The organism is Streptomyces sp. NPDC048462 (genome assembly GCF_043200175.1).
Classification (GTDB): Bacteria; Actinomycetota; Actinomycetes; order Streptomycetales; family Streptomycetaceae; genus Streptomyces.
Genome location: NZ_JBICXG010000024.1, coordinates 60,779 through 84,889, shown reverse-complemented (window position 1 = coordinate 84,889; position 24,111 = coordinate 60,779). Strand labels below are relative to the sequence as shown.

The following is a 24,111-nucleotide window of genomic DNA, read 5'->3' as shown; positions in this document are numbered from 1 at the left end:
CATACCAGAGCGGGACGGATAGCGGGCAAGTTCCGCAACTGCCCGCCGCGGCCTCGCTCCGGGCGACTACCGTGTGTGTCCGGTGATCAACGGTGGGCTCATATTCCCGTGCCCGCCCGGCCGATGATCCGAGAATGACCGACCACCGTAGGTGCCACCACATGGATACCGATTCCTGGGGCCCCACGTACCGAGGACGCTGATGTCTCAACTTCGCGCACCCGACGCGCGACCGGAACGCCGAGAGGGCGGGCGGCACGGCCGACCGGGTGCCCGTTCCCACTCGGCCGCGGCCAGACCGCGCGCTGCCCAGCCGTCCCCCGAGGCGCGTATACGCCCCCAACTCCTGCGGACCGCCGTGCTGCCGGCCGTCGCCGTCATGCTCACCGGAGCCGCGGCCGTCATCCTCACGGTCCGCTCCACCGGCACCGCGCCGTCCACCGAGCTCTGGACCGCGCTGGGCGCGGCGGCGGCCCTGGCGCTCGCCGCCGTGGCGGCGGCCTTCCTCGCCGCCAACCGCGTCGCCACCACCGTCCTCGGCCGCTGCTTCGCCCTGCGCCGGGCCAGCGCCCAGGGCCAGGCCGAACTGCAGCAGGTGGTGGAACAGCTCCGCAACGGCGAACCCGTACCCACCCGCAGGGCCCCGCAGACCATCGCCCCCGGCAGCGACGCCTTCGAGCTGCTGGCACAGGAGCTCGGCCGGCAGCAGGAGGCGGCCGTGGCCGCCGTCGTACAGGCCTCCCGGCTCTCGGAGCACACCGGCGAGGACCAGAAGGTCGAGGTCTTCGTCAACCTCGCCCGCCGGCTGCAGTCCCTGGTGCACCGCGAGATCCAGCTGCTCGACGAGCTGGAGAACGAGGTCGAGGACCCCGATCTGCTCAAGGGCCTCTTCCACGTCGACCACCTGGCCACCCGGATCCGCCGGCACGCCGAGAACCTCGCGGTCCTGGGCGGCGCCGTCTCCCGGCGGCAGTGGAGCAACCCGGTCACCATGACCGAGGTGCTGCGCTCCGCGATCGCCGAGGTCGAGCAGTATCCGCGGGTCAAGCTGGTGCCCCCGATCGACGGCACCCTGCGCGGCCACGCCGTGGCCGACGTGATCCACCTGCTGGCCGAGCTGGTCGAGAACGCCACGGTGTTCTCCGCCCCCCAGACGCAGGTCCTGCTGCGCGCCCAGCACGTCACGGCCGGCCTCGCCCTCGAGGTGGAGGACCGGGGCCTCGGCATGCCGGGCAACGAGCAGAAGCGGATGAACGCCCTGCTCGCCGACCCCGACCAGGTCAATGTCGCCCGGCTGCTCCAGGACGGCCGTATCGGGCTGTTCGTGGTGGCCTCACTGGCCCGCAGGCACGGCATCGCCGTGCGGCTGCAGAGCAACATCTACGGCGGTACGCAGGCCGTGCTGGTGCTTCCGCAGTCCCTGCTCGGGGCCGAGGGCGACACCGGGGCCGGCGAGGCCCCGGCCCCGCCCCCCGGCCCCGTGCACCGCCCGCCGCCGCTGGACGAGGCCCCCGCCCCCCGCGACCTCGGCCCGGGTACGACGCCCGCCCCCGAGCGGGAGCGCCGGCCCTACGTCCCGCAGCAGCAGGCACTGCGCATGCACCAGCCGCAGCAGACCCGGCGTCAGGGCGAGGGCCCGCCCCTCCCGCTGCGCGCCGAACGCCTCGACCGGCCCACGCCCCCCGAGGCCCGCCCCGGTATCCGCCCGGCCGACGACGCGGTACCGGCGCTCCCGCCGGAGACCGGAGTCGTCCGCGGCACGATGGGCCGGCCGCAGCTTCCCCGGCGCGCGAACCAGGAGCACCTGGTTCCCCAGCTCAGGGAAGCCCCGGCCCCGCGCACCGAGGACGAACCCACCCTGCACGACCCGGGTCTGGTGGCGGCCTTCCGCCGCGGCATCGACCTCGCGGAGGCCCGCGCCGAGACGGAACCCGGGGCGGAGTCCGGCTCCGGAGCGGATCCGGCAGCGGTGGCAGCCGCCGGGGCGCCGCCGGCCCCGCTTCCGGTGCGCGGCGCAGCGGCCCCGGGGCAGCTCCTGCGGACCGCTTCTTACCACAGCGACCAAAACCCACTCGACGTGAACACCTCCAAGGAGTAGATGCACCATGGCGACCGATACGCCGTCCGGTCAGGTCTCGGACCTCGACTGGCTGCTGAGCGGGCTGGTACAGCGCGTGCCGTACACCCGAAGCGCGGTCCTGCTGTCCGCCGACGGGCTGGTGAAATCCCTCCACGGCATGGACGCCGACAGCGCCGACCACATGGCGGCGCTGGCGGCCGGCCTCTACTCGCTCGGCCGCAGCGCCGGGGCGCGGTTCGGGGACAACGGGGAGGTCCGCCAGGTGGTGGTGGAGCTCGACTCGACGCTCCTGTTCGTGGCCACCGCCGGTTCCGGCACCTGTCTGGCCGTGCTCGCCGGGCGGAGCGCCGATGCCGCCGTGCTGGGCTACGAGATGACCATGCTGGTCAAGAGCGTCCGGCCCTATCTGATGACCCCGACCAGACAAGCGGCCGGAGCGCCGGGCGCCACGGGGCTGTGAGCGTGTCGGCCACGCAGGACGCGCCGTTGCTCGACGATGCGGCGGGCCGCCTCATCCGCCCCTACACGGTGAGCGGCGGCCGCACACGCCCCACCACCGTGCTCGACCTGCTCTCCCTGGTGATGGCCACCGGGACCGTCCCGCAGGTCCACCTCGGCCCCGAGCACTCGGTCGCGCTTGGACTGTGCGGCGGACCCACGTCGGTGGCCGAGATCGCCGCACACCTGCGACTGCCCGCAGTCGTCACCAAGGTGCTCCTCTCCGACCTGGTCGACTGCGGAGCGGTCACCGCGCACCCGCCCGCCTTCCATGACATGCCCACTGACCGATCCCTGCTGGAGGCAGTGCTCGATGGCTTACGACGACAGCTCTGACGGTTTCGACGGCTCCGCCCCGTACCCGGGGGCCGGGAGCCCAGGAAACGTCGGCTACGCGGACGGCCCCGGGAGCGCTGGTCACGCCGGGGTCCCGGGAAACGGGGGATACGAGGACGCCCCCGGCTCCCTCGGGCACGCCCAGGGGCCCAGCGGCCCCGAGGGCTTCCCCGTCGCGCTCAAGGTGCTGGTGGCCGGTGGCTTCGGTGTCGGCAAGACGACCTTCGTCGGCGCGGTCAGCGAGATCGCGCCGCTGAGCACGGAGGAGCTGCTGACCCAGGTCAGCGCGGCGACCGACAGCCTCGAAGGCATCGAGTCCAAGACCTCCACCACGGTGGCCATGGACTTCGGCCGGATCACGCTGGACGAGCAGCACGTGCTCTACCTGTTCGGCACCCCCGGCCAGGAACGCTTCTGGTTCATGTGGGACGAGCTCTCGCAGGGCGCGCTCGGAGCCGTGGTCATCGCCGACACCCGCAGGCTGGAGGAGTGCTTCGCCGCCGTCGACTTCTTCGAACGGCGCGGTATCGGATTCATCGTCGCCGTCAACGAGTTCGACGGAGCCTTCCGTTACGGCCCCGAGGAGGTGCGGGCCGCACTCGACCTGGCGCCCGCGGTGCCCGTCGTCCTGTGCGACGCCCGGATCGCCAGCTCGGGAACCGGCGCGCTGGTCACCCTCGTCCAGCACCTCATCAACGCCACCGCCGAGCCGGCCCCGCTCTCCGGCCACGGCAGTTTCGGAGCCCATACGTGATCCCGCACGCCATCGGGCGGATGCTGCTGACTCCCGTCGACAGCGACGCCCCCGTCCGGACCCAGCGGCTGCGCAGCCTAGGTCTGGGGGAGCGGTCCGATGCCTCCTTCGACAACTTCGACGCCTTCGCGGACCGGGTGGCCGAGGTGACCGAAGTGCCTTTCTCGATGGTCAACTTCATCGACGGCAACCGGCAGTTCTACGCCGGACTGCACACCCCCGCCGGCACTCGCAAGGGCGCCGACCTGGGCGCCACGGCGGCGGGCAGCGGCCGCAGCGGCCGCTACGTCGCACTCGACCACGGCTACTGCCCGCACGTCGTGGTCCGGCGCAGGGCGCTGGTCCTGGAGGACGTCTGCGACTACCCGAGGTTCGCCGGGAACCCGGTGGTCGACGACATAGGCATCCGCTCCTACCTCGGGGCGCCGCTCATCGACCGCACGGGGATCGCCCTGGGCGCGGTCTGCGCCGTGGACACCGTGCCCCGCCCGTGGGGGCGGGCCGGGCTCGACACCATCAAGTCCCTGGCGCAGGAGCTGATCGGGCACATCCACAGCCGGGAGGACAACAGCATCGGGATCTGAGCCCGCCCCGCCGGCCCGGGTCGGGGCCCGGGGCCGCAGGTCAGACCTCCACCCGGCTGCCGTCCAGGAAGGTGAGCACCACCGCGTCGCCGTCCACCCGCACCCGCACCGCCGTCCGCAGCGCCTCCGGATGGACGCTGTCCCGGGAGAGCACGACGAGCGACACATGAACGCTCCGGCCGCCCGGACGGGGCGCGCCGCGCAGATACGGGACCGCCGAGTGCGGTCCGTACGCGTTGGACTCCACGTCGCGCGCCACCGACGCCCCGTCGGCGCCGCCGTCCCAGCCGTACAGCGCGACCACCGCGCTGGTCAGCCCGTCGGCCGTGCGGGCGAGCGCCCAGTCGGGACCCGACGAGGCGAACGGGCTCACCGCGCCGGCGACCGCGTGGCCGCCCTCGCGGACCACCGCGCCCTCGGGTGACTCGACCCGGTGCACCCGGATCTCCCACGGGCCGTGCAGCACGCTCGTCGTCCCGATCCGGTACGCGCGCTCGTCGCCCGGCAGCCGGGCCGCCGACCAGGAGGAGGCGACGCGGCCCTCGCAGCGCAGCGGATGGATCCGGCGGCGGCGCGACGGGGTGCCGTCCGGTGCGATGAGGGCCAGGTGGTTGTCGATGTTCCGGGCCGCGGCGTGCGGTGCGGACTGCGGCGCGGTCGTCGTCGAGTACGCGAGCTTCGCGTAGTGCGGGTCGTCCTCGCCCGCGCCCCGGTCCGGATCGTCCTCGGACGTACTGGCCTCGGGCGCGGGCGGGTTGTGGTCGCTGCCGTGGTTGACCAGCCGGACGATCCCGTCGTTCCGGGTGCCGTGCAGCAGCCAGCCCGGTGCGGGCAGCGCGGTGTACGTGTCCGACTCCTCGACCGGCAGGGGGAGTTCGCGCGCCGTCCACACCGCGTGGTCGGCCGGGAGCAGCAGCCCGAGGAAACCCTTGCTCGCCCAGTACGGGGAGGCCGGACCCGAGTACGGCTGGGTGGACGGGAGGAAGGTGTCGTACCAGCCGAGCGTCAGCAGCCCCCGCTCGTCCGGCACGCCGCGCTCCGCGAAGTGCCGCAGCGTGCCCGAGGCGAGCCGGCGGGTGAGTCCGGGAGCCAGCGGAGTGCAGTCGGCGAGCGCCCCCATCCACACCGGGGCCAGCGCGGCGAAGCGGTAGGCGAGCGAACGGCCCTGGTGGACCGGGGAGCCGTCGGAACCGAAGAAGTGCTGGTAGTCCTCCAGGAACCGGCTCAGCCGCTCCCGGTACACCGCCGCCCGGCCGCCGTCGCCCTCCGGTCCGGCGATCCGCGCCCACAGCAGCGGGTACAGGTGCATCGCCCAGCCGATGTAGTAGTCGAAATTGCGGCCGTCCCCGTCGGTGTACCAGCCGTCACCGACGTACCAGTCCTCGATCCTGTCTAGCCCGTCCTCGATGTCGGACCGGCTGTACGGGGCGCCCACGGAGGCGAGGAACTGCTCGGACACCACCTGGAACAGCCGCCAGTTGTTGTCCCAGGTGCGGCCGCCGACGAACCCGGAGAACCAGTCGACGACCCGCTCCTGGACCCCGGCGTCCAGCCGGTCCCAGATCCACGGCCGGGTCTCGTGCAGCGCGACCGCGACCGACGCCGCCTCCACCATCTGCTGCGAACAGTCCGTCAGGCGCGGCCAGGCCTCACCGCTACGGGGATCCGTTCCGGCCGCGAGACCCGCCGCGTACCGCTCGGTCAGCGAGGGGTCGACCGCCCCGCCCGCGCCCGCGATCCGGCAGGCGGCGAGCAGGAACGAGCGGGCGAAGCCCTCGAGGCCGTCCGAGACGACCCCCGACCAACTGCCGCGTCCCGGAAGCCGGTACTGCGCGAAACCGGGTGAGGCGTACGGCGTCAGCGCGTCCAGCATCCGGTCGGCCGTCGCCTCCCAGTGCGCCCGGGTCCAGCCGGTGCGCGAGGACAGGACCCGGTCGGTGGGAGGCAGTTGCAGATACGGGGTGACGGGCATGGTGGCGCTGCTCCTCGGGATCGATACTCGGAAGAGGTGGCTACTGGACGAGTTCGGTGCGGTGGGTGTGGCCTCGGGAGCCGCCGGTCTCGACAGTGAGGACGGTCCTGCGGCCGGGGATGACGCGCACGGTGGCATCGGCGTGCGCCACCGACCGCACCCGGAAGGGGAGTTCGACCGTGAGCGAGGTCTGCGTCCGGCCCGGGTCGGCGACCGCGACGGACACCTGGGAACCCCTTCGCCGCACGAGCACCGACGCCGGCCCCGACGAGGTGATCCCGGCCGCGGAGCCGGCACCCCAGAAGTGCGCGGCGCTGAGCCCGGTCCTGCGGTCCTCCACGGCCTGCGCGACGGCGTCGTTCGCGACGATCCGTACGGGCCGGGAGTGCGCCCAGATCGCGGTGGCGGCGGCCGACGCGCCCGGCAGCAGCACATAGGCGTAGCCGTCGTCGGTGGGCGAGACGCCGTGGTCCACCCAGAGGGTGACATAGCGCCGGGTGACCGGATCGGTGCTGCCGCCGGTGTCCGCGCCCGTGTTGATGGCCCGCCACGTCCCGGTGCGCTCCTCGCGCAGGGTGTGCAGCGCGGCGCCGTCGGGGAAGACATAGCCGCCGGCTCCGTCGAGATGCGCCCACCGGGCCCGGCGGAACTCGTCGGCCCGGCCCTGTTCCACGGGCAGCGGCACTCCGTCGACCAGCAGCCGGTCCCGGCCGCGTGCGCCGAGGTTGCGGTTCTCGACGATCGTCTCGACCGCGCGGCCGTCGCTCGCGGTGATGCCCGCGCCGAGCGCGACCACCGCGTTGTCCAGCAGGAACCACGCCTTCCTGGTCCGCAGCGTGCTGCCCGGCGCGCCGGCCACCTCCATCGCGGCCACCGTGTACCGGCCGTCCAGGACGGCCCCGCCCGCGACACCGTTCGACGGCAGGTAGGTGGAGGTGCCCGCGCCGGTGCCGAGGTCGTCGCGGTGGCGGGTGTCGACCGTGGTGCCGGGGAGCCGGTAGGGGTCGACGGTCGGCCAGAAGCCGTCGTTGTACTGCCCGAGGTCGTCACCGTCGTACAGGTACGTCATGCCGTCGCCGGTGTACCAGCCGTGCAGGTTCTCGCCGTTGCCCGCCTCGTACGCGGAGATCCGCTTGGACGAGAGCGACAGCGCGCAGGCCCAGCCGGGGCGGCGGTGCACCACGCGGTCCATGTCCGCGAGGACGAAGCTGCCCGTCGTACGGGCCCCCGCGCGGATGGCGCGGTCCTCGAGCACGGCCTTGGCCAGGGCCAGTTGGGGGAGTGTGGCGAGGGCCGCGAACGGGGTGGTGCGGTTGCGGGTCAGCCAGCCCTTGACCAGCGACCGCCAGCGGTCCGCGTAGGAGGCGGGAGTGCCGGACGCCAGGAGGAGGATCGCCGCGAGGGCCGAGGCGCCGTCCCGGTGGTCGCCCGCGCGCTCCCGGGATACGGCCCGCCCGCGCACCGAGTCCATCATCAGCCCGTCGAAGACCACCGGTGCGAAGCTGCGCTCCACGGCCTCGTACATCACCGACACCTTCGGGTCCGCGACCGCCCACGGCGAGTCCGCGAGGAGCGAGATCAGCCAGGCGGCGCCGCCCAGCAGCACGGTGCCGTACGAGCCGGTGTACGCGACCACCTCGTGCTGGACGAACGAGCCGTCCTCGTAGAAGCCGTCACCCGAACCCGCGTACCGGAAGAGGCTGTTGCGTCCTGAGTCGCGCACGTCGGAGAGGGCGTCGCGGGCCGATGCGACCTTGTCCGCGTCCTTGCCGAGCAGCCCGCGCAGCGCCACGATCACGGCCTTGTCGGTGCGGTTGGCGCCCGTCTCGGACAGTGTGGGGGAGTTGGTCCTGCGGTCGGCGTCGGGGCAGTACCGGTCGACGACGCCCAGGTAGTCCGTGAGGTCGTCCTCGGGCAGCAGGCCGCGCAGCAGGACGCAGCAGTCCATCAACGCGCGGGGGGCGCCTATCTCCCAGAACCACCAGTTGCCGCTCTCGCCCGCCTGCGGATGGTAGGCGGCGTCGTACGTGAAGCGGAGCGCACCGAGCAGGGCGTCGGCGGTCGCCGCGTCACCGGACAGGGCGGCGCCGGGCGTGGCCCATGCGGTGGCGAGGGTGCGCAGCCGGGTGTAGCTCTGCCCGAAGTTGCCCGCATCGGTGACGGGGGAGAGGTCGGCCCACAGCGCGGTCCGTCCGGTGCCGCGCTCCAGGGTGTCCCACAGCTCCTTCGCGGTGCTGTCGAGGGCCGCGAGGGCGGCGGCGAAGTCGGGGTCGGACGGGTCGAACCCGCCTCCGGTGATCAGGGTCTCCGCCCGCTGGAGGAGCCCGTCGAAGTCCTGGTCCGTACCGGGTGCGGTGTCCGCGGCCTGTGCCGTGCCCGCCGCCGGGGCGAGCGCCGCGCCGACGGCGGTGGCGCCGCTCGCGGCGAGGAGGGTCCTTCTGCTCAGTTGCACGATGACTCCCTGTCCTGTGCGGTTGCGTCGTCCATGTCGGTGCCGCTCAGTCGGTGAGCGTGCTCGGGTCGACGTCCGGTCGGGGCAGGTTCAGGGCGGCGAGCTCCGCCCGGCCGACGGCGTCGATCGGGAAGGCCCAGGTGCCGACGAAGAAGTCCGTGAGGTCGCGGCCGGCGACGCGGCTGGAGTAGGTGGCCAGGGCCCGGTAGCGCTTGTCGTTCTCCGTGGCGTCGGACTGCGGGTTCTCCTCGCGCACCAGCTTGTGCAGCCGGGGCCAGAAGTCGTCCCCGAAGGCCAGCTCCAGCTGGCGCAGCGGCACGAGCTTCTCGTAGGCGCCGAACGACTTCTCGTACGTCAGCCCGGCCGTGCCGAACTTGGCGCGTGCGGTCTGGAAGGCGGTCAGCCCGGTCGCCGGGTCGACCGTGAGCAGGTTGGACGGCTGGTCCAGGGTGCGCTGGGCGGCCAGCGAGTAGATGTTCACCGTGACTTCGGTGAGGCCGCCCGGCTTGTACGCCATCTGCTGGTGCAGGTGGCCGAGCTCGTGGTAAAGCCCCCAGCCGCGGGTGCGCAGTCCCTCGACGGTGGTGGCACGGTCGAGATAGGCGCGCGGGAAGCCGTTGTAGCCGTGCGTGGCGTACGCGCCGACGCCGGTCGGCACCTTGCTGACCTCGGTGAAGTGGTACGGGCCCGCCTTGCGCCGGTGCACAGGGCGTGATCCGTCCAGGCCGCTGATCCGGGCATGTGAGTCGATGATCGTCCCGACCAGCCGGAGCAGTGCGGCGTGGTCCTCGTCCCGGTACTGCAGTGCGCCGTCCCGGGTCAGCGTCATGATCGTGTCCGGCCCGTGGAGTTCGACCCAGGGCGAGGTGGTCAGGGTGTCGAGCTGCCGCTGGTAGTCGGCCTCGGTGGTGCGGCCCAGGGTGAAGACCGGCATGGGGACTGCTCCGGAGCGGATGAGCACCGAGGCCCGTTCGCCGTTCCCGGTGAGCGTCAGGTAGACCGGGCCGCCGTGCGGGTCGGTCACGGTGTTGGCGCCCGCGGTGAGCGGGTGGGCGCGCGGTTCGGTGATCTCGCCGTAGTAGTCCCAGGCGCCGATCCAGAGCGTGGGCAGCAGGCCGTCGTGCGGCCGGACGGTCAGCGAGAGCGGGGTGCCGGCGGGGACGTACAGGCCGGTCGGCTGGAACTCCGAGCCGCGCAGCGCCTGGGCGAGCCGCAGCCGTTCGGCTTCGGCGCCGGGGCGGGCGGTGACGGTCAGGGAGACGGGGCGGGCGAGCGGCCGGCCGGGGGCGGCCTGCGCGGAGGAGGCGGTGGCGCCGACTGCTGCCACCGCCGCGGCGCCGGCCGCGGCGGCGAGTACGGAGCGGCGGGCGACCGGGGCGGCGGAGGAGATGTGCTTACGCATGCGGAACTCTCCCTGCAGAAACGAATGAGGGGCGGAAGCGTGCGGAACGGGGTGGGACGTGCCGTCAGCATGTAAGCGGTTGCTGTCGAGCCGCAAGGGGAGTCGGGAAGTTACTGTCTTTTTCTATGGCCAACTGCGGACAGGCAGGAAGTAACCGGTCAACCTCGCGTGGACCTGCCGGCCCGGGGACCGACGGAATCGCGTACCACGATGTGGGTGCCGAGCCGCAGCGCGCCGGTGGTCGGCTCCCGCCAGTCGTCCTCGTCGCCGCCGGAGACGGCCAGCCGCACGGCCTGACGTCCCATCTCCTCCAGCGGCACGTGGACCGTGGTCAGCCGGGGGCGCAGCTCCTGGGCGACCGGGATGTCGTCGTAGCCCACCAGTGAGATGTCCTTGGGCACCCGCAGCCCGGCCTCCTCCAGCGCCTGTGCGGCACCGGCGGCCACCACGTCGTTCGCCGCGAAGACGGCCGTGAAGTCGAGCCCGTCCCGGATCAGTTCGGCCATCCGCCGGTAGCCGAAGTTGCGGCTGAAGGCGCCCGACTGGACCAGTTCGGGATCGGCGGGCAGCCCGCGCAGCTCCAGGGCGCGTCGGTGCCCGGCCAGCCGGTCACGCGTGGTGGAGAGCTTGGGCGGACCGCCGAGGTAGAGGATCCGCTCGTGGCCCTGCATCAGCAGGTGGTCGGTGATCGCGAAGGCGCCGCCCTCGTTGTCGTACTCCACCGCGGCGGTCGGCGCCGCCTCGCCCAGCGGCGGCCTGCCGCACAGCACCAGCTTGGATCCGCCCGCGTCCAGCTCGCGCGCCCGGCGGGCCAGCTCGGAGGTGTAGCCCCGGTCGGCGATGGAGCCGCCCACGACCACCACCGCGTCGGCCCTGCGCTCGTGCATCAGGTCGATGAAGGCCAGCTCGCGCTGCGGGTCGCCCTGGGTGCAGCACACCAGGCAGAGCCGTCCGCCGAGCGCGGCCTCGCGCTCCACACCCCGGGCGATGTAGGCGTAGAACGGGTCGATGACCTCGTTGACGATGATGCCGACGGTGCGGTTGGAGACCCCGGCCAGCGCGCGGGCGTGCGCGTTGACCACGTATCCGAGCTCGCGCATGGCCGACTCGACGCGTTCCCGGGTCGCCTCGGCGACGGGGTAGTTGCGGTTCAGGACGCGGGAGACGGTGGCCGTCGAGACCCCTGCGCGCCGGGCGACGTCGGTGACCGTCGCGCGCCGCTGTCCGTCCGCGGCCGTGCTCTGCCGGCGCATCCGGCTCACCCCCTGGTGGCTGTTGTGTGACGCCGAGCCTAGGCCCTGTGGCGGGACGGAGCTCATGCGATTCTCCCCAGGTCGGCCCGGTGCACCGGGTGGCCGAAGGGCTCGCCCCGCGCGTACCGCACCAGCTCGTCGACGGCGAGCGCGCCGAGGCGGCCCACCTCGTTGCCCTGGGCGCCCGCGAGGTGCGGGGTCAGGAAGACGTTGGGCAGGTCCCACAGCGGGTGGCCGGCCGGCAGCGGCTCGGGCGAGGTCACGTCCAGGACCGCGTCGAGCCGCCCGCTGACCAGGTGCCCGGTCAGCGCCTCGGTGTCCACCAGCGGGCCGCGCGCCGTGTTGACGAGGAGGGTGCCGGGACGCATCAGGCCGATCCGGCGGGCGTCGATGATCCCCCGGGTCTCCGGGGTGTCCGGGGCGTGCACGGTCACCACGTCGCTGGTCGCCACGAGGGTGTCCAGGTCGGCCGGGGTGACACCGAGCAGCGCGGCCTCGGCGGCGCTCACGTACGGGTCGTACAGCAGCACCTGCGCGTCCAGGACCCGCAGCAGCTCGATGACGCGGCGGCCGATCCGGGAGGCGCCGACCACGCCGACGGTCAGCCCGTGCGTGCCGAGCCAGTGCTGCCGGTCGAGGTCGGCGCCGGTGCGGTGGGTGCGGCGCTGCCGGTAGAGCCCCGCCAGGGGGAACACCCGCTTCGCGCCCATGATGATCGCGGCCAGGGTGAACTCCGCCACCGGCACCGCGTTGGCGGCGGCTGCCGAGGAGACGGTGATCCCCCGGTCGAAGGCGTCCGGGGACAGGAACGTCTTCACCGTGCCGGCCGCGTGGATCACCGCCCGCAGTGCGGGCGCCCTCGCCAGCAGCGCGGCGTCCACGGGCGGGCAGCCCCAGCCGGTCAGCAGCACCTCGGCGGTGGAGAGCGCCGAGGTGGCGGCGGGGGAGTCGAACTCGCTGATCACGGACGGGTCGAGGAGGTCCGCCGCCTCCTCCAGCCGGGCCCGGACGGGAGGCGGGAAGACCTCGTCCAGCAGTCCGGGGCTCATGACCAGTACCGTGCGCGGCCGCCTTCCGGGCGGGTTCGCGGCATCGGTACCGGATTGAGCCGGTGCCTCTTCGGTGGTTCGCACCCTGCCTCCGGACAGTAATCGCGTTCTATGGAATGACCGGCACGCTAGGGAGCGTGACGGTCGACCGTCAAGCTCTCTCCGCATACAACTGGCCTTATTGAGGCGTAATAAGGCGATTTTCCGGCTTGGATTTCCTCCGGAGAGCACTGCGAAACAAAGACGTTCGCTCGGATCCCTTGACGCTTGGGTTAACCGCTTACTAACTTGCGGCCGCAGAAGGCTCACTACGCGCCACCCGGCCGAACAGGACGCACCATGGCTGACACAGCACCCCCGCTGCCGCGGGAAAAACGGCGGCAGCGGGCCGATGAACCCGCCCCGCCCGAAGCCCGGACCGTTGCCACGCCACACCGGCTGACGCTCGGGCAGCGGATCAAGCGCGACCGGGTGATGCTGCTGCTCACCCTGCCCGGCCTGCTCTACTTCGTCGTCTTCCACTACGTGCCGCTGCTCGGGTACGTGGTGGCGTTCCAGGACTACCAGCCCTACCTCGGCTACATGCACAGCGTCTGGGTCGGCTTCGCCAACTTCTCCTCCGCGTTCGGTGAACCCGCCTTCTGGAGCGCGACGTTCAACACCCTGGAGATCGCCCTCGTCCAGCTGGTGTTCTTCTTCCCGATCCCAATCGCCCTCGCCCTGCTGCTCAACAGCATCGCGAGCGACCGCATCAGGCGCTTCGTGCAGAGCGTCGTCTACCTGCCGCACTTCATCGGCTGGGTCATCATCGTCTCGATCTTCCAGCAGATCCTGGGCGGCGCCGGGGTGCTGCCCGACGTACTGGGCGGTCTGGGGCTGCCCCGCTACGACATGATGAGCGACCCCGACGCCTTCCCCTGGCTGCTGACCCTCCAGGTGGCCTGGAAGGACGCCGGCTGGGGCACGATCATCATCCTCGCCGCGCTCCTCAACATCGACCGGCAGAGCTACGAGGCCGCGGCGATCGACGGCGCGGGGCCCCGGCGCCGGCTCTGGCACGTGACGCTGCCGGGCATCGCCCCCGTACTGATCCTGCTGCTGATCCTCAACCTCGGGCAGATCCTCTCCGTCGGCTTCGAGCAGATCCTGCTCCAGCGCGACGCGGTCGGCCCGGACGCCGGTGAGGTACTCGACACCTACGTCTACTACCACGGCATCAAGGACAACGACTGGGGCGTCGCCGCCGCCGTCGGACTCGTCAAGGCCGTCATCGGCACCGTACTCGTGCTGGGCGCGAACAAGTTCGCCCACCGGCTCGGCCACGAAGGGGTGTACCGCGGTGCTGACCGCTGAGAAGACTCGCGCCACTACGGCGACCACCGCACCCGCGCCCCGGCCGGCCCGGAAGAGCAGGACCGACGGCAGGCCGCCGTGGATGGAACGCCCGACCCGGATGGGACAGACCGCCAAGGCCGTCGCCGTCGTCGTGGTCGTCCTCGCCGTGGCCTATCCACTGGTCGGCGTCATCGGCACGAGCTTCGCCTCGCAGACCGACATCATCAAGGCCTCCGGTCTCGTCCTGTGGCCCGACCACCCCAGCCTCGACGCCTACCGCACGATCTTCACGGGCGGCGTCGTCACCCGGGCGCTCCTCGTCTCCGTGGGCATCACCGTCTTCGGGACCCTCGCCAGCCTGCTCGTCACCGTCGGCATGGCCTACGGACTCTCCCGCCGCGACGTCACCGGCTCCCGGCCCATCCTGATGATCGCCCTGTTCACCATGCTGTTCAACGCGGGCATCATCCCGAACTTCCTGCTGGTCAAGGGGCTCGGCCTGTACGACACCTACGCGGCGCTCGTCATGCCCACCCTGGTCAGCGCCTTCAACCTGGTCGTCCTGCGGTCCTTCTTCATGAGCCTGCCGGACGAGCTGTACGACGCGGCGAAGGTCGACGGCGCCGGCGACTTCCGCATCCTGGTGCGCATCGTCCTGCCCCTGTCCAAGGCCGTCCTCGCCGTGATCAGCCTCTTCTACGCCGTGACGTACTGGAACGCCTTCTTCAACTCGCTCCTGTACCTCAACGACTCCGACAAATGGCCGCTGCCGATGGTGCTGCGGACCTACGTCCTCCAGGGCCAGAGCCTCAACTCGGCCTCGGCCGGCGAGGTGCTCGCCCCGCAGCAGGCCGTCCAGATGGCGGTCCTGGTGATCGCCGTCGTACCGATCCTCTGCGTCTACCCGTTCCTCCAGCGCTACTTCACCAAGGGCGTGCTCACCGGCGCCGTCAAGGGCTGAGAGGGTGCCGGGCCATCTCCGACCGGGCGGACGCGGCCCGGCACCCTCCGAGCGCGACCGCCGTCCTCCAACTCCTTCCCTCCCCTCTCCCAAGGAGACTCAGGTGCCGAGCTCTACCCCCGTCAACCGCAGAGCGCTGTTCCGCATGGGTGCGGGCATCGGTCTGGGACTGGCCGCCGCCCCGCTGCTCGCCGCCTGCGGCGACGGCGGCACGACCGCCAAGGCCGAGGCCAAGAGCGCCTCGCTGCTCCCCGACACCGCGATCCGCAACATCGGTCTCAAGCCCGACCTGGCCGGCACAGCGGCCGGTGTCCCGCAGGGCTTCTTCAGCTACCCCGCCAAGCCGCTGCGGGCCACCAAGGGCGCGCCGCTCAAGGGCGCGAAGACGATTCGCGCGACGATGGAGACCTTCTCGCCGCCGCCGCCCTCGCGCGGCCGGAACGCCGCCTGGCAGGAGATCGAGAAGCTGCTCGGCGGCCAGGTCGACATCACCGCCGTACCGGCCGACGACTACGGCACCAAGTTCTCGACCATGATCGCCAGCGACAGCCTGCCGGACCTCTTCATGTACCCGGAGGTCGGCGGCGTCGACAACAAGGCGGCCTTCCTGCGGGCCAAGTGCGCCGACCTGACCCCGTACCTCGCCGGGGACAAGGTCAAGGACTACCCCAACCTCGCCGCGATACCTAAGGGCGCCTGGCAGTCCGCGATCTTCGGCGGGAAGCTCTACGGCATCCCGATCGCGCGAACCGGCACCGGCGGTGCGGGTGTCTACCGTCACGACCTGTTCGAGGAAGTCGGCGTGACCAGCCTCGACCAGATCACCGACCTCGACCGGTTCATCGAGGTGTGCAAGGAGCTGACCCGCCCCAAGAAGGACCAGTACGCGATCATCGCGGGCGCCACCAACGTCCTCGCGATGTCGGCCGGCGCACCGTACGCCTGGCGGATGGACGCCAAGACCGGCAAGTTCACCACCGACCTGGAGACCCCGCAGTTCCGTCAGGCCGTGGAGACCGCACGGTCGCTGTACAAGGCGGGCTGCTACTACCCGGGCACCCTGCAGATGTCCGGGGCGCAGAAGGCCCAGTACACGGACATGTTCAAGAACGGCAAGGGCGCGTACGTCTACGACGGCATGCCCACCTACCTGGCGCCCGGGGTCGGCTACATCGCCGCGATGAAGGCCATCGACAAGAAGTACGACCCGAGGCCCTTCGTGCCGTTCGGCTCCTCGCCCGTCGCCTGGATGGACAACGTCAAGCTGGAGAACACCTATGTGAAGAGCGCGTCCGGGGAACGGGTGCGGCAGATCCTGGCCCTGGCCGACTTCGCCGCCTCCCCGTTCGGCAGCGAGGAGTACACGCTCATCAACTACGGCGTCGAGGGCAAGGACTTCACCCGCGACGCCAAGGGCAACCCGGCGCTCACCAAGCAGGGCACCCAGGACGTCACCGTGCCCTGGAAGTTCATCTCCTCCGCCGTCCCGGCCATCTTCAGCGCCGACTCGCAGGACGGCGTGCGCCATGTGCACGAGGCGTTCACCAAGATGATCCCGATCATGGAGCAGGACCCGACGCTCCAGTACTCCTCGCCCACCTGGGACTCCAAGGGCTCCGGCAGCCTCTACTCGCTGAAGCAGGACGCGCTCAAGGACATCATCTCCGGCCGCAAGCCCATGTCCGCCTACGACCGGCTGGTCAAGGACTACCTCGCCAAGGGCGCCGAGCAGGCCCGTGGCGAGTTCGAGGAAGCCGCCCAGAAGGGGAAGAAGTGACGACCCGGCGCACAGCCCTCAGACTCGGCGGCGCGGCGGCCGTCGCGGCCGTGGCCGTACCGGCCCTCGGCCCGGCCGCAGTCGCACAGCCGCACCGCTTCGACCCGAAGCCCGGCTCGAACGGCGTCGGGGACCCGCTCTTCCCGACCCTCGGCAACGGCGGCTACCAGGTCCTCCACTACGACCTGACCTTCGACTTCACCCCGGTCACGTACGACTTCACCGGCACCGTGAAGATCAACGCCAGGGCCACCCAGGACCTCTCCGCGTTCAACCTCGACACCGACGGCCACACCATCGACGCGGTCACCGTCTCCGGCCGCCCCGCCACCTGGCAGCTCAGCCCCGGCCAGAGCGGCCAGGAGCTGACCGTCACCCCGGCGCACCCGCTCCACGAAGGACAGTCCTTCACCGTCGAGATCGGCTACCGGGGCAACGGCAAGGCGCCCCGGCTCGGCCTCACCGGCTGGAACTTCGGCACCGACGGCGGATTCGCCTCGGCCGCCCAGTCCTCGCGCGCCGACACCTTCCTGCCGTGCAACGACACCCCGTCCGACAAGGCGACCTGGACCTTCCACATCAGCGCGCCCAAGGGCTTCGTCGCCACCGCCAACGGCGAACTCACCCACCGCACCCACCGCGCCGACGGCTCAGCGGTCTGGCACTTCGCGCTGCGCGAGCGGATGGCGACCGAACTCATCGGCATCGCCGTCGTCAAGGGCACCTACCTCTACGGCACCAGCCACCGCGGTCTGCCGCTGCGGCACATCGTGCCCCAGGGACAGGAGGAGAGGTACGGTCCCATCGTGGCCCGTACCCCCGACCATCTCGCCTGGCTGGAGGCGAAGTTCGGCCGCTACCCGTTCTCCGTCTACGGACTCCACATCTACGACGGCTACACCGACGCCCTGGAGAACCAGACCCTGTCGCTGTTCTCCACCAACTGGTTCAAGCTCAACCCCGCCGGACAGCCGGGCTACGAGACCACCATGGTCCACGAGCTCGTCCACCAGTGGTTCGGCGACTCCGTCACCCCGAACGACTGGCAGCAGGCCTGGCTCAACGAGGGCCCCGCCGTCTACTACGCCGGCCTGTACGGCGAGGAGCGCGGCTGGTCCGTCTTCGAGGACAAGATGAGGGCGACGTACGAGAAGCTCGACGCAGTCCGCGCGGCCGACGGCCCGCCCGGACTGCCGAAGGCACTCGGCGGCACCAACATCTACGACGGCGGCGCACTCGTGCTGTACGCCCTGAGCCTGCGGGCCGGGCAACGGAAGTTCGACACGGTCATGCGCGAGTGGGTCAAGCGGTTCAAGGACTCCACCTACACCAGCGAACAGTTCATCCGGCACGCCGTCGACGTCACCGGCGACCGGTCCCTGGACCCGTTCCTGCGCGACTGGCTCTTCGGGGCCGTCAACCCGCCCATGCCCGGCCACCCCGACTGGAAGGCCACCGCGTGAACCGCCCGTTGAACGCCCTGCGAGGAACCGCCGCCACGGCCACCGCGGTCTTCCTGGCAGCACTCCTCGCCGCCCCGGCCGCCCAGGCGGCGCCCGGCACCCGCACCCTGTACGCGGCCCCCGACGGCCGGGGCGCCTCCTGCACCGCCGGCCGCCCCTGCACCCCGCAGGGCGCCCGCGACCTGGCCCGCACCGAGCAGGGGCGCGATGTCCGCGTACTCCTCAAGGACGGCACCTACCGGCTCGACGCGCCGCTGCAGCTCGGCCCGGACGACTCCGGCACCACCTGGTCCGCCGCGCCCGGCGCCCACCCCGTCCTCTCCGGCGGACAGGACATCACCGGCTGGCACCGCGACGCCGACGGCACCTGGAGCGCCCGCGTCCCCGCCGGGACCACCCCGCGCCAGCTCTTCGTCGACGGCAGGCGTGCCACCCGCGCCCGGGGCGAGGCCTGCCCGGCGAGCACCTGCGACGCCACCGCCACCGCGATGACCGGCGCCACCGCGACCGGGATCGACCACTGGCAGCGCCCCACCGACGCCGAAGCCGTCATCCGGGTCCGCTGGCGCAACTACCACTGCCGGATCGCCGGCGTCAGCGGCGACACCATGACCTTCGTCCAGCCCTGCTGGACCAACTCGGCGAGCGGCACCGACCGCACCGGACCCGCCTGGGACTCCACCGCCGTCGACTCCACCCGCTACAGCGGCGTCGCCTTCTTCGAGAACGCCCCCGAACTCCTGGACCAGCCGGGCGAGTTCACCTGGGACTCGAAGACGCGCACCGTCACCTACCTGCCGCGCAAGGGCGAGGACATGCGCCGCGCGCGGACCGTCACCCCGCACACCGAACAACTGCTCGTCATCGACGGCGCCCACGACGTCACCGTCAGCGGGATCGGCTTCGCGTACGCGGCGTACCGCCAGCCCGGCACCGACGAGGGCTACGCGGGAATGCAGGCCGGTCTCACCCTGACCGGCGCCACCGGCCCCGTCGACCACGCGGGCCGCTACTACACCAAGCCGTCCGCCGCGGTCACCGTCCGCGGCGGACGGCAGGTGCGCATCGACAGCGGCCGGTTCAGCCACCTCGGCGGGGCCGGAGCGATCCTGGAGGCCGGCACCAAGGACAGCGCCCTGACCCGGTCGTCCTTCACCGACCTGTCCTCGGGCGCCGTGTACGTCGGCGACACCGAACCGATGCCCCAGGCGTCCCTGGCGGGGGAGCGCAACACCGTCGCGTACAACACCATCAGCCGCTCCGGCGTCGAGTACACCGACTCGGTGGGCATCTGGGCCGGTTACGAGGCCGGTCTGAGCATCGACCACAACAGCCTGGACCACCTGCCGTACTCCGCGATCTCGGTCGGCTGGGGCTGGAACCAGCCCGAGGCCCAGAAGTCCGTACTGCGGGACAACAAGGTGACGGCCAACCGCATCACCGACGTCATGGAGGTCGCACAGCAGCAGCACGACGGCGGCGCGATCTACACCCAGGGCGCGCAGCCCGGCACGGTCCTCAGCGGCAACTACATCAACCGCTCCGCGTACGGCAACACCGAACGCGACGGCAACGGCATCTACCTCGACGAACAGTCCTCGCACATCACCGTCGAGCGCAACGTCATCACCCGCATCGGCTACAAGTGGGTCTCGAACTGGGCGGACTACGGAATCCGGAACACCGCGCGCGGCAACTGGACCGACACCGCCGCCCCCGCTCTCGGCGGCGCCGGCTCCGTCATGACGGACAACCTGACGGGCCTCGACCGGCTGCCCGCCGAGGCGCTCGCCGTCGCCGCACGGGCAGGCGCCCGGGGCGGCCCGGTCGAGCAGCTGCGCACCGACCTGGCCCGCACCGGCACGGCCACCCAGTCATCGACGGACGGAACGGCTACGGCGGCGCTCGCCCTGGACGCCGACACCAACACGGACACCCGCACGCTCTCCGAGGCGGGTGCCTGGTGGCAGGCGGATCTCGGCGCCGTCCGCCGCGTCCGGCAGGTCGAGATCTGGAACGACGCCTCCGCCACGACGGCCGACTTCGACGTCGTCACCGACGACGGCACGGTGCACGTCAGCGGGAAGGCGCTCCGCCCCACGCTGGTGAACCTGGACAGCCGGACCCGCACGGTGCGGATCGTGTCCTCCGGCACGGGCCGGGTGGCGCTCTCCCAGGTCCTCGTCCACCCCTGACACCCGCGGCGCCGCATCTGCCGCACCGCATACGCACACTGATCGCCGGACCGGCCCCAGGGCCCGTCCGGCGATCGGCGTTGCGGGACGTCCGGTCACTCCAGCCCGAAGGCGTCCGCCAGCATCCCGGTCTGCGCGTCGAGCAGGGCGTCCACGCTGTGGCCCATCCCGGTGAACTGGCCCGCCGCCTCCAGGCCCACCGACCCGTGCAGTTGCGTCCAGGTGAGCAGTGCGCCGGCCAGCGCCCGCGCGCACGCCGCGCTGTCGGCGGCCGCCTCCGGCGCGTACTCGGCGACCCAGCCGCCCACGGCCGGGTCCGCGCCGAGCCAGTCGGACATCTGCGCAACCACCGGGGCCACACCCGCGCCCGGCGCCCCGCCCGCGAACACCGGCAGGAACGGCCCGAGCACCGCGCGGGCCCGGTCCAGCGTGTCGGCGGGCGCGACGTATCCGGGCACCGGGGAGCCCTGGAGCAGCAGGTAGCGGTGCGGTTCCCCGACCGCCCAGGCCCGGTACGCCGCCGCGAGCGAGCGCAGCCGCTCGCGCGGGCTCCGCGCATCCGCGACCGACCGGTCCGCCGCTGCCGCGACGGCCGACGCGGCATCGTCGTAGGCGTCCCTGATCAGCGCGTTCAACAGGTCGTCGCGGCTCGCGAAGTAGCGGTAGAGCGCCGGACCCGACAGACCCATCTCCTTGGCGATCCGGGTGAGCGCGAGCGCCGCCACACCCCCGTCGGCCAGCTGCCGCAGTGCCGCTACCTTGATCTCCGCCCTGGTCTGCTCCCGGTACCGGGCCCGCGGTCCCTGCTGTGCCTCGGCCATCCCGAGCCCCTTTCTTAAGCAAGCTCACTTTAGTTACGGAGTCTAACAGCGAGGCTTGCGGCGACGCATCGCAAGAGTTACTGTCTCTAACAGAAGCGACGAGCCCTAACGAAATCCGGTCCCGGCCGGCTGAAGCGGGGCGCCCATCGCTCCACGCCCCTTCGAATCACAGGGAGTCCCCATGACAGCCACACGTGATCTTCAGGTAGTCCTCGGAGCCGGCCCCGCCGGCACCGCACTCGCCGCCGAACTCGTCCGCCGGGGCCACCCGGTCCGGCTCGTCGACCGGGCGGGCACCGGCCCGGCACTCGAAGGCGTCGGCCGGTTCGCCGCCGATGTCGCCACTCCCGAGGGCGCCCGCGCGGCGGTCGAGGGCGCGGGGGTCGTGTACCACTGCGTGAACGTGGCGTACCACCTCCAGGTCGAGGCCATGCCCCGGATCCAGCAGGCCGTACTGGCGGCGGCCGAGGCCGAGGGCGCCCGGCTCGTCGTCCTCGACACGCTCTACCCGTACGGCGAGACGCACGGTGCGGTCATGACCGAGGACACCCCGTGGAACGCGACGACCGACAAGGGCGTCATGCGCGCCGAACTCGACGCCCGCTACCTCGCCGCGCACGCCGAGGGCCGGCTGCGGGTCGTGCTGGGCCGGTCGGCCGACTTCGTGGGGCCGGGTGTCCTCAACTCCACGCTCGGCGGCGCGGTGTTCCCGGCCGCGCTGACCGGGGGAGAGGTCCCGGCCTTTGGTGACATCGACCTGCCGCACAGCTACACGTACATCGGTGATGTGGCGGCCGGCCTCGCGACGCTGGGAGAGAACCCGGACGGCGACGGCCGGGTCTGGCACCTGCCCACGGCCCCCGCGCTCACCACGCGCCGGATCCTGGACATGATCGGTGAGCGCGTCGGCCGCCCGCTGACCCTGACCGTCGTCTCCGAGCCCAGGGCGTTCGGGCCGTTCGACGAGGTGTTCATGGAGGCGTACGCCGAGATGTTCTACCAGCACACGGAGGCGCAGATCGTCGATTCCTCGGCCATCGAGAAGGCCTACGGCCTGGTGCCGACCCCGCTCCCCGCCACGGTCGATGCCACGCTCGCGTGGTACGGCGGCCTGCTGGCGGCGCGCTGAGTGCGCCCGCCGCGAACAGCCGGCACCGGCCGTCGGGCGTCACTGCCCGAGGAACGCGCCGATCCGCTGCCGCAGGCCCCGCGGGTCCAGGCCGTGAGCGGTCAGGTGCTCGTCCATCCGCCCGTACCGGCGCAGCTCCTCACGGGCGACGCCGAGGCCCAGGATCCGGTGCGGGAGGCCGGCGAGCGCGTCGTTGGCCGCCGCGGTGGACGTGCCCGCCAGATACGGCTCGACGACGACCACGTCGGCGGCCGGCCGGTCGCCCACCGCCCGGCGCAGGCCGTCCCCGTCGAAGGGCCGCACCGTAGTCGCGTAGAGCACAGTCGTGCCGAGGCCCTCGGTCGCCGCGAGGACGTTGTCGAGCATCGGCCCGACGGCGATCACCACGCCGCCCGTTCCCTCGCGCACGACGGTGAACCCGCCCGCCCCGCCGATCGGACGCGCCCGCTCGTTGGACTGCAGCGACAACCGCACATAGACCCGGTCGTCGCCGGTGACTGCCTCCCGCAGCAGCGCCTCGGCCTCGTCGGGGTGCCCCGGAACGTGCACGGTCCAGCCGTCGAGGGTGTCCAGGAGGGCGACGTCGCCGGGCGCCATGTGGGTGAACCCGCCGGCCGGCCAGTCGTAGGAGGCTCCGGCGCTGACCAGCACTCCGCCGACGCCCTGATGGCCGAAGTCCAGCTTCACCTGTTCGAAGGGGCGCTCCACCAGGAAGCTGGCGAAGGTGTGCACGATCGGCCGCAGCCCGGTGAGCGCCATTCCGGCACCGGCCCCGATGAGCAGCTGCTCCCGGATGCCGACGTTGACGACACGGTCGGGGTGGGTGCGCTCGGCCCGCTCGAAGCCGTCCCGGCTGATTTCCGCCAGTACGAGTGCGAGCCGGGGGTCCTCGTCGAGCATGCGCGAGGTGGTCGCGATGAATCGGTCGCGCATCGTGTCCATCTGGGGTCTTCCTCTTCTTCCGTGCGTGGTTGCGGTGTGCTGACGTGCGGCGGGGCGGAGAGCTCAGCGCTTGGGGGCGACCCGGGCCACCACGGCACGCGGCTGCCCGGGGTGCGGCGCGGTGAAGGCGGCGTACAGCTCCGCGTGGTCCCGCCCGTCCACGGAAGCCACCGACCAGCCCGCCGTCCCGAACCGGTCCGCGATGCCGCCGGGGCGGCCGTACGACGCCGAGGCGTTGTCGATCACCACGGTGTGCAGCCGGTCGAGGCCCGCCGGGGCCGCGTAAGCGATCGCCTCGTGGTTGCTGCCCTCGTCCAGTTCCGCGTCCCCGGTCAGCACCCAGACGCGTGGACCGGTCAGGCCCTGGGCCCGCAGCCCCAGTGCGGTACCCACGGCCAGCGGCAGCCCGTGCCCCAGTGAGCCGCTGCCGATCTCGGCGCCGGGCACCAGCAGCCGGTCAGGGTGGTGGCCGAGCGGCGATTCGTACGAGCCGAAGCCCGCGAGCAGCTCCTCGTCGAAGAACCCGTGCGCCGCGAGGACGGCGTAGTACGCCATCGGCCCGTGCCCCTTCGACAGCAGGAAGCGGTCGCGGTCGGGGGCGTCCACGGTCTGCGGCGACACCCGCAGCACCCGGTCGTACAGCACCCACAGGGCGTCGAGCGTGGAGGTGGCGGCGGGGCCGTGCTTCTCGTCGCCGGTCATCAGGCTCATCAGCCGGTGCAGATCGCGGTAGGCGGGAGCGGGTGCGGCGGTCGTTTGCGTCATGTGCCACAGCCTTCAACATCAACCATGGTTGAGGTCAAGCGCCCAAAGGTGTTCGTAACCACCCGTTGAAGTGCGGTATTGTTCTCATGCGCGTTCAGCCAGGGGGAAACCCCAGGTCAGACGGGTATCGGGACGTGGCGCAGCTTGGTAGCGCACTTGACTGGGGGTCAAGGGGTCGCAGGTTCAAATCCTGTCGTCCCGACTGGAGACAGTCGCAGTTCAGGGCCGGTTTCGGAGAAATCCGAAACCGGCCCTGACTCGTTTCCGGGGACCGGCTGGGGTCGGCGCCCTTGGCCGAGGCCGACGCGGTCGGCGAAACGCCGGTCGATACCTCGCGCCGGCG

General features: G+C 72.0%; 19 protein-coding genes and 1 tRNA gene. 12 read left to right on the top strand and 8 right to left on the bottom strand.

Annotation, left to right across the window (positions count from 1 at the left end; translation table 11 throughout):
- Window positions 1-202: 202 nt before the first annotated feature.
- From ACGFU6_RS30715 to ACGFU6_RS30695, 5 genes are read left to right on the top strand one after another with little or no spacing between them, the layout of a single operon-like run.
- Window positions 203-2,098, top strand: coding sequence for an ATP-binding protein (locus ACGFU6_RS30715; protein ID WP_393615649.1), 1,896 nt, complete (start codon window positions 203-205; stop codon window positions 2,096-2,098).
- 7 nt (window positions 2,099-2,105) lie between these two features.
- Window positions 2,106-2,540, top strand: coding sequence for a roadblock/LC7 domain-containing protein (locus tag ACGFU6_RS30710; protein ID WP_393615647.1), 435 nt, complete (start codon window positions 2,106-2,108; stop codon window positions 2,538-2,540).
- Window positions 2,541-2,542: 2 nt separating this feature from the next.
- Entirely contained in the window at window positions 2,543-2,914 is a 372-nt protein-coding gene (locus ACGFU6_RS30705) for a DUF742 domain-containing protein (protein WP_185092623.1), read from the top strand.
- A complete protein-coding gene (locus ACGFU6_RS30700) occupies window positions 2,892-3,668 on the top strand; it encodes an ATP/GTP-binding protein (RefSeq protein WP_393615645.1) in 777 nt (258 codons plus the stop codon). Before ACGFU6_RS30705 ends, ACGFU6_RS30700 begins: the two co-directional genes overlap by 23 nt.
- Window positions 3,665-4,252: a GAF domain-containing protein gene (locus tag ACGFU6_RS30695; RefSeq protein WP_393615643.1), complete on the top strand. Its 588-nt coding sequence runs from the start codon at window positions 3,665-3,667 to the stop codon at window positions 4,250-4,252. The genes ACGFU6_RS30700 and ACGFU6_RS30695 overlap by 4 nt, the downstream gene beginning before the upstream one ends.
- Window positions 4,253-4,292: 40 nt before the next feature.
- On the opposite strand, the gene ACGFU6_RS30690 is transcribed toward ACGFU6_RS30695, so the two are convergent.
- From ACGFU6_RS30690 to ACGFU6_RS30670, 5 genes are all read right to left on the bottom strand, one after another.
- Entirely contained in the window at window positions 4,293-6,224 is a 1,932-nt protein-coding gene (locus tag ACGFU6_RS30690; RefSeq protein WP_393615641.1) for a DUF2264 domain-containing protein, read from the bottom strand.
- 40 nt (window positions 6,225-6,264) lie between these two features.
- Window positions 6,265-8,676, bottom strand: a complete 2,412-nt coding sequence (locus tag ACGFU6_RS30685; RefSeq protein WP_393615639.1) for a polysaccharide lyase 8 family protein — start codon at window positions 8,674-8,676, stop codon at window positions 6,265-6,267.
- 46 nt (window positions 8,677-8,722) lie between these two features.
- Window positions 8,723-10,078 carry a M60 family metallopeptidase gene (locus ACGFU6_RS30680; RefSeq protein WP_393615637.1) on the bottom strand — a complete coding sequence of 452 codons (1,356 nt, stop codon included), beginning with the start codon at window positions 10,076-10,078 and terminating at the stop codon, window positions 8,723-8,725.
- A gap of 158 nt (window positions 10,079-10,236) precedes the next feature.
- Complete coding sequence (locus tag ACGFU6_RS30675) at window positions 10,237-11,331, bottom strand: LacI family DNA-binding transcriptional regulator (RefSeq protein ID WP_393615635.1); 1,095 nt, start codon at window positions 11,329-11,331, stop codon at window positions 10,237-10,239.
- A 62-nt stretch (window positions 11,332-11,393) separates the two neighbouring features.
- Complete coding sequence (locus ACGFU6_RS30670; RefSeq protein WP_393615633.1) at window positions 11,394-12,380, bottom strand: hydroxyacid dehydrogenase; 987 nt, start codon at window positions 12,378-12,380, stop codon at window positions 11,394-11,396.
- 339 nt (window positions 12,381-12,719) lie between these two features.
- On the opposite strand from ACGFU6_RS30670, the gene ACGFU6_RS30665 reads away from it, so the two are divergent.
- The 5 genes from ACGFU6_RS30665 (at window position 12,720) to ACGFU6_RS30645 (ending at window position 20,111) form a co-directional block, all read left to right on the top strand.
- Window positions 12,720-13,733, top strand: a complete 1,014-nt coding sequence (locus ACGFU6_RS30665) for an ABC transporter permease (RefSeq protein WP_393615632.1) — start codon at window positions 12,720-12,722, stop codon at window positions 13,731-13,733.
- Between the two features lie 82 nt (window positions 13,734-13,815).
- Window positions 13,816-14,676: a carbohydrate ABC transporter permease gene (locus ACGFU6_RS30660; RefSeq protein ID WP_393615630.1), complete on the top strand. Its 861-nt coding sequence runs from the start codon at window positions 13,816-13,818 to the stop codon at window positions 14,674-14,676.
- A 103-nt stretch (window positions 14,677-14,779) separates the two neighbouring features.
- Complete coding sequence (locus tag ACGFU6_RS30655; RefSeq protein ID WP_393615628.1) at window positions 14,780-16,453, top strand: extracellular solute-binding protein; 1,674 nt, start codon at window positions 14,780-14,782, stop codon at window positions 16,451-16,453.
- Window positions 16,450-17,916, top strand: coding sequence for a M1 family metallopeptidase (locus ACGFU6_RS30650; protein ID WP_393615626.1), 1,467 nt, complete (start codon window positions 16,450-16,452; stop codon window positions 17,914-17,916). Before ACGFU6_RS30655 ends, ACGFU6_RS30650 begins: the two co-directional genes overlap by 4 nt.
- A complete protein-coding gene (locus ACGFU6_RS30645; RefSeq protein WP_393615624.1) occupies window positions 17,913-20,111 on the top strand; it encodes a right-handed parallel beta-helix repeat-containing protein in 2,199 nt (732 codons plus the stop codon). The genes ACGFU6_RS30650 and ACGFU6_RS30645 overlap by 4 nt, the downstream gene beginning before the upstream one ends.
- Window positions 20,112-20,206: 95 nt before the next feature.
- Here ACGFU6_RS30645 and ACGFU6_RS30640 read toward each other — a convergent pair whose 3' ends face one another.
- Complete coding sequence (locus ACGFU6_RS30640) at window positions 20,207-20,932, bottom strand: TetR/AcrR family transcriptional regulator (protein WP_393615622.1); 726 nt, start codon at window positions 20,930-20,932, stop codon at window positions 20,207-20,209.
- Window positions 20,933-21,113: 181 nt separating this feature from the next.
- On the opposite strand from ACGFU6_RS30640, the gene ACGFU6_RS30635 reads away from it, so the two are divergent.
- The gene (locus tag ACGFU6_RS30635) at window positions 21,114-22,061 is read left to right on the top strand and encodes an NAD-dependent epimerase/dehydratase family protein (RefSeq protein WP_393615620.1); all 948 of its coding nucleotides are present in this window, start codon (window positions 21,114-21,116) and stop codon (window positions 22,059-22,061) included.
- Window positions 22,062-22,100: 39 nt separating this feature from the next.
- Here ACGFU6_RS30635 and ACGFU6_RS30630 read toward each other — a convergent pair whose 3' ends face one another.
- Together ACGFU6_RS30630 and ACGFU6_RS30625 are read right to left on the bottom strand one after the other, a co-directional pair.
- Window positions 22,101-23,003 (bottom strand): transketolase family protein, encoded by a 903-nt coding sequence (locus ACGFU6_RS30630; RefSeq protein WP_393615618.1) that lies wholly within the window; start codon window positions 23,001-23,003, stop codon window positions 22,101-22,103.
- A 63-nt stretch (window positions 23,004-23,066) separates the two neighbouring features.
- On the bottom strand, window positions 23,067-23,768 hold the full coding sequence (locus ACGFU6_RS30625; protein WP_393615616.1) for a transketolase: 702 nt from the start codon (window positions 23,766-23,768) through the stop codon (window positions 23,067-23,069).
- A 128-nt stretch (window positions 23,769-23,896) separates the two neighbouring features.
- Between ACGFU6_RS30625 and ACGFU6_RS30620 the strand changes: the two genes are divergently transcribed.
- A tRNA-Pro gene (locus tag ACGFU6_RS30620) sits at window positions 23,897-23,970 on the top strand.
- Window positions 23,971-24,111 lie beyond the last annotated feature (141 nt).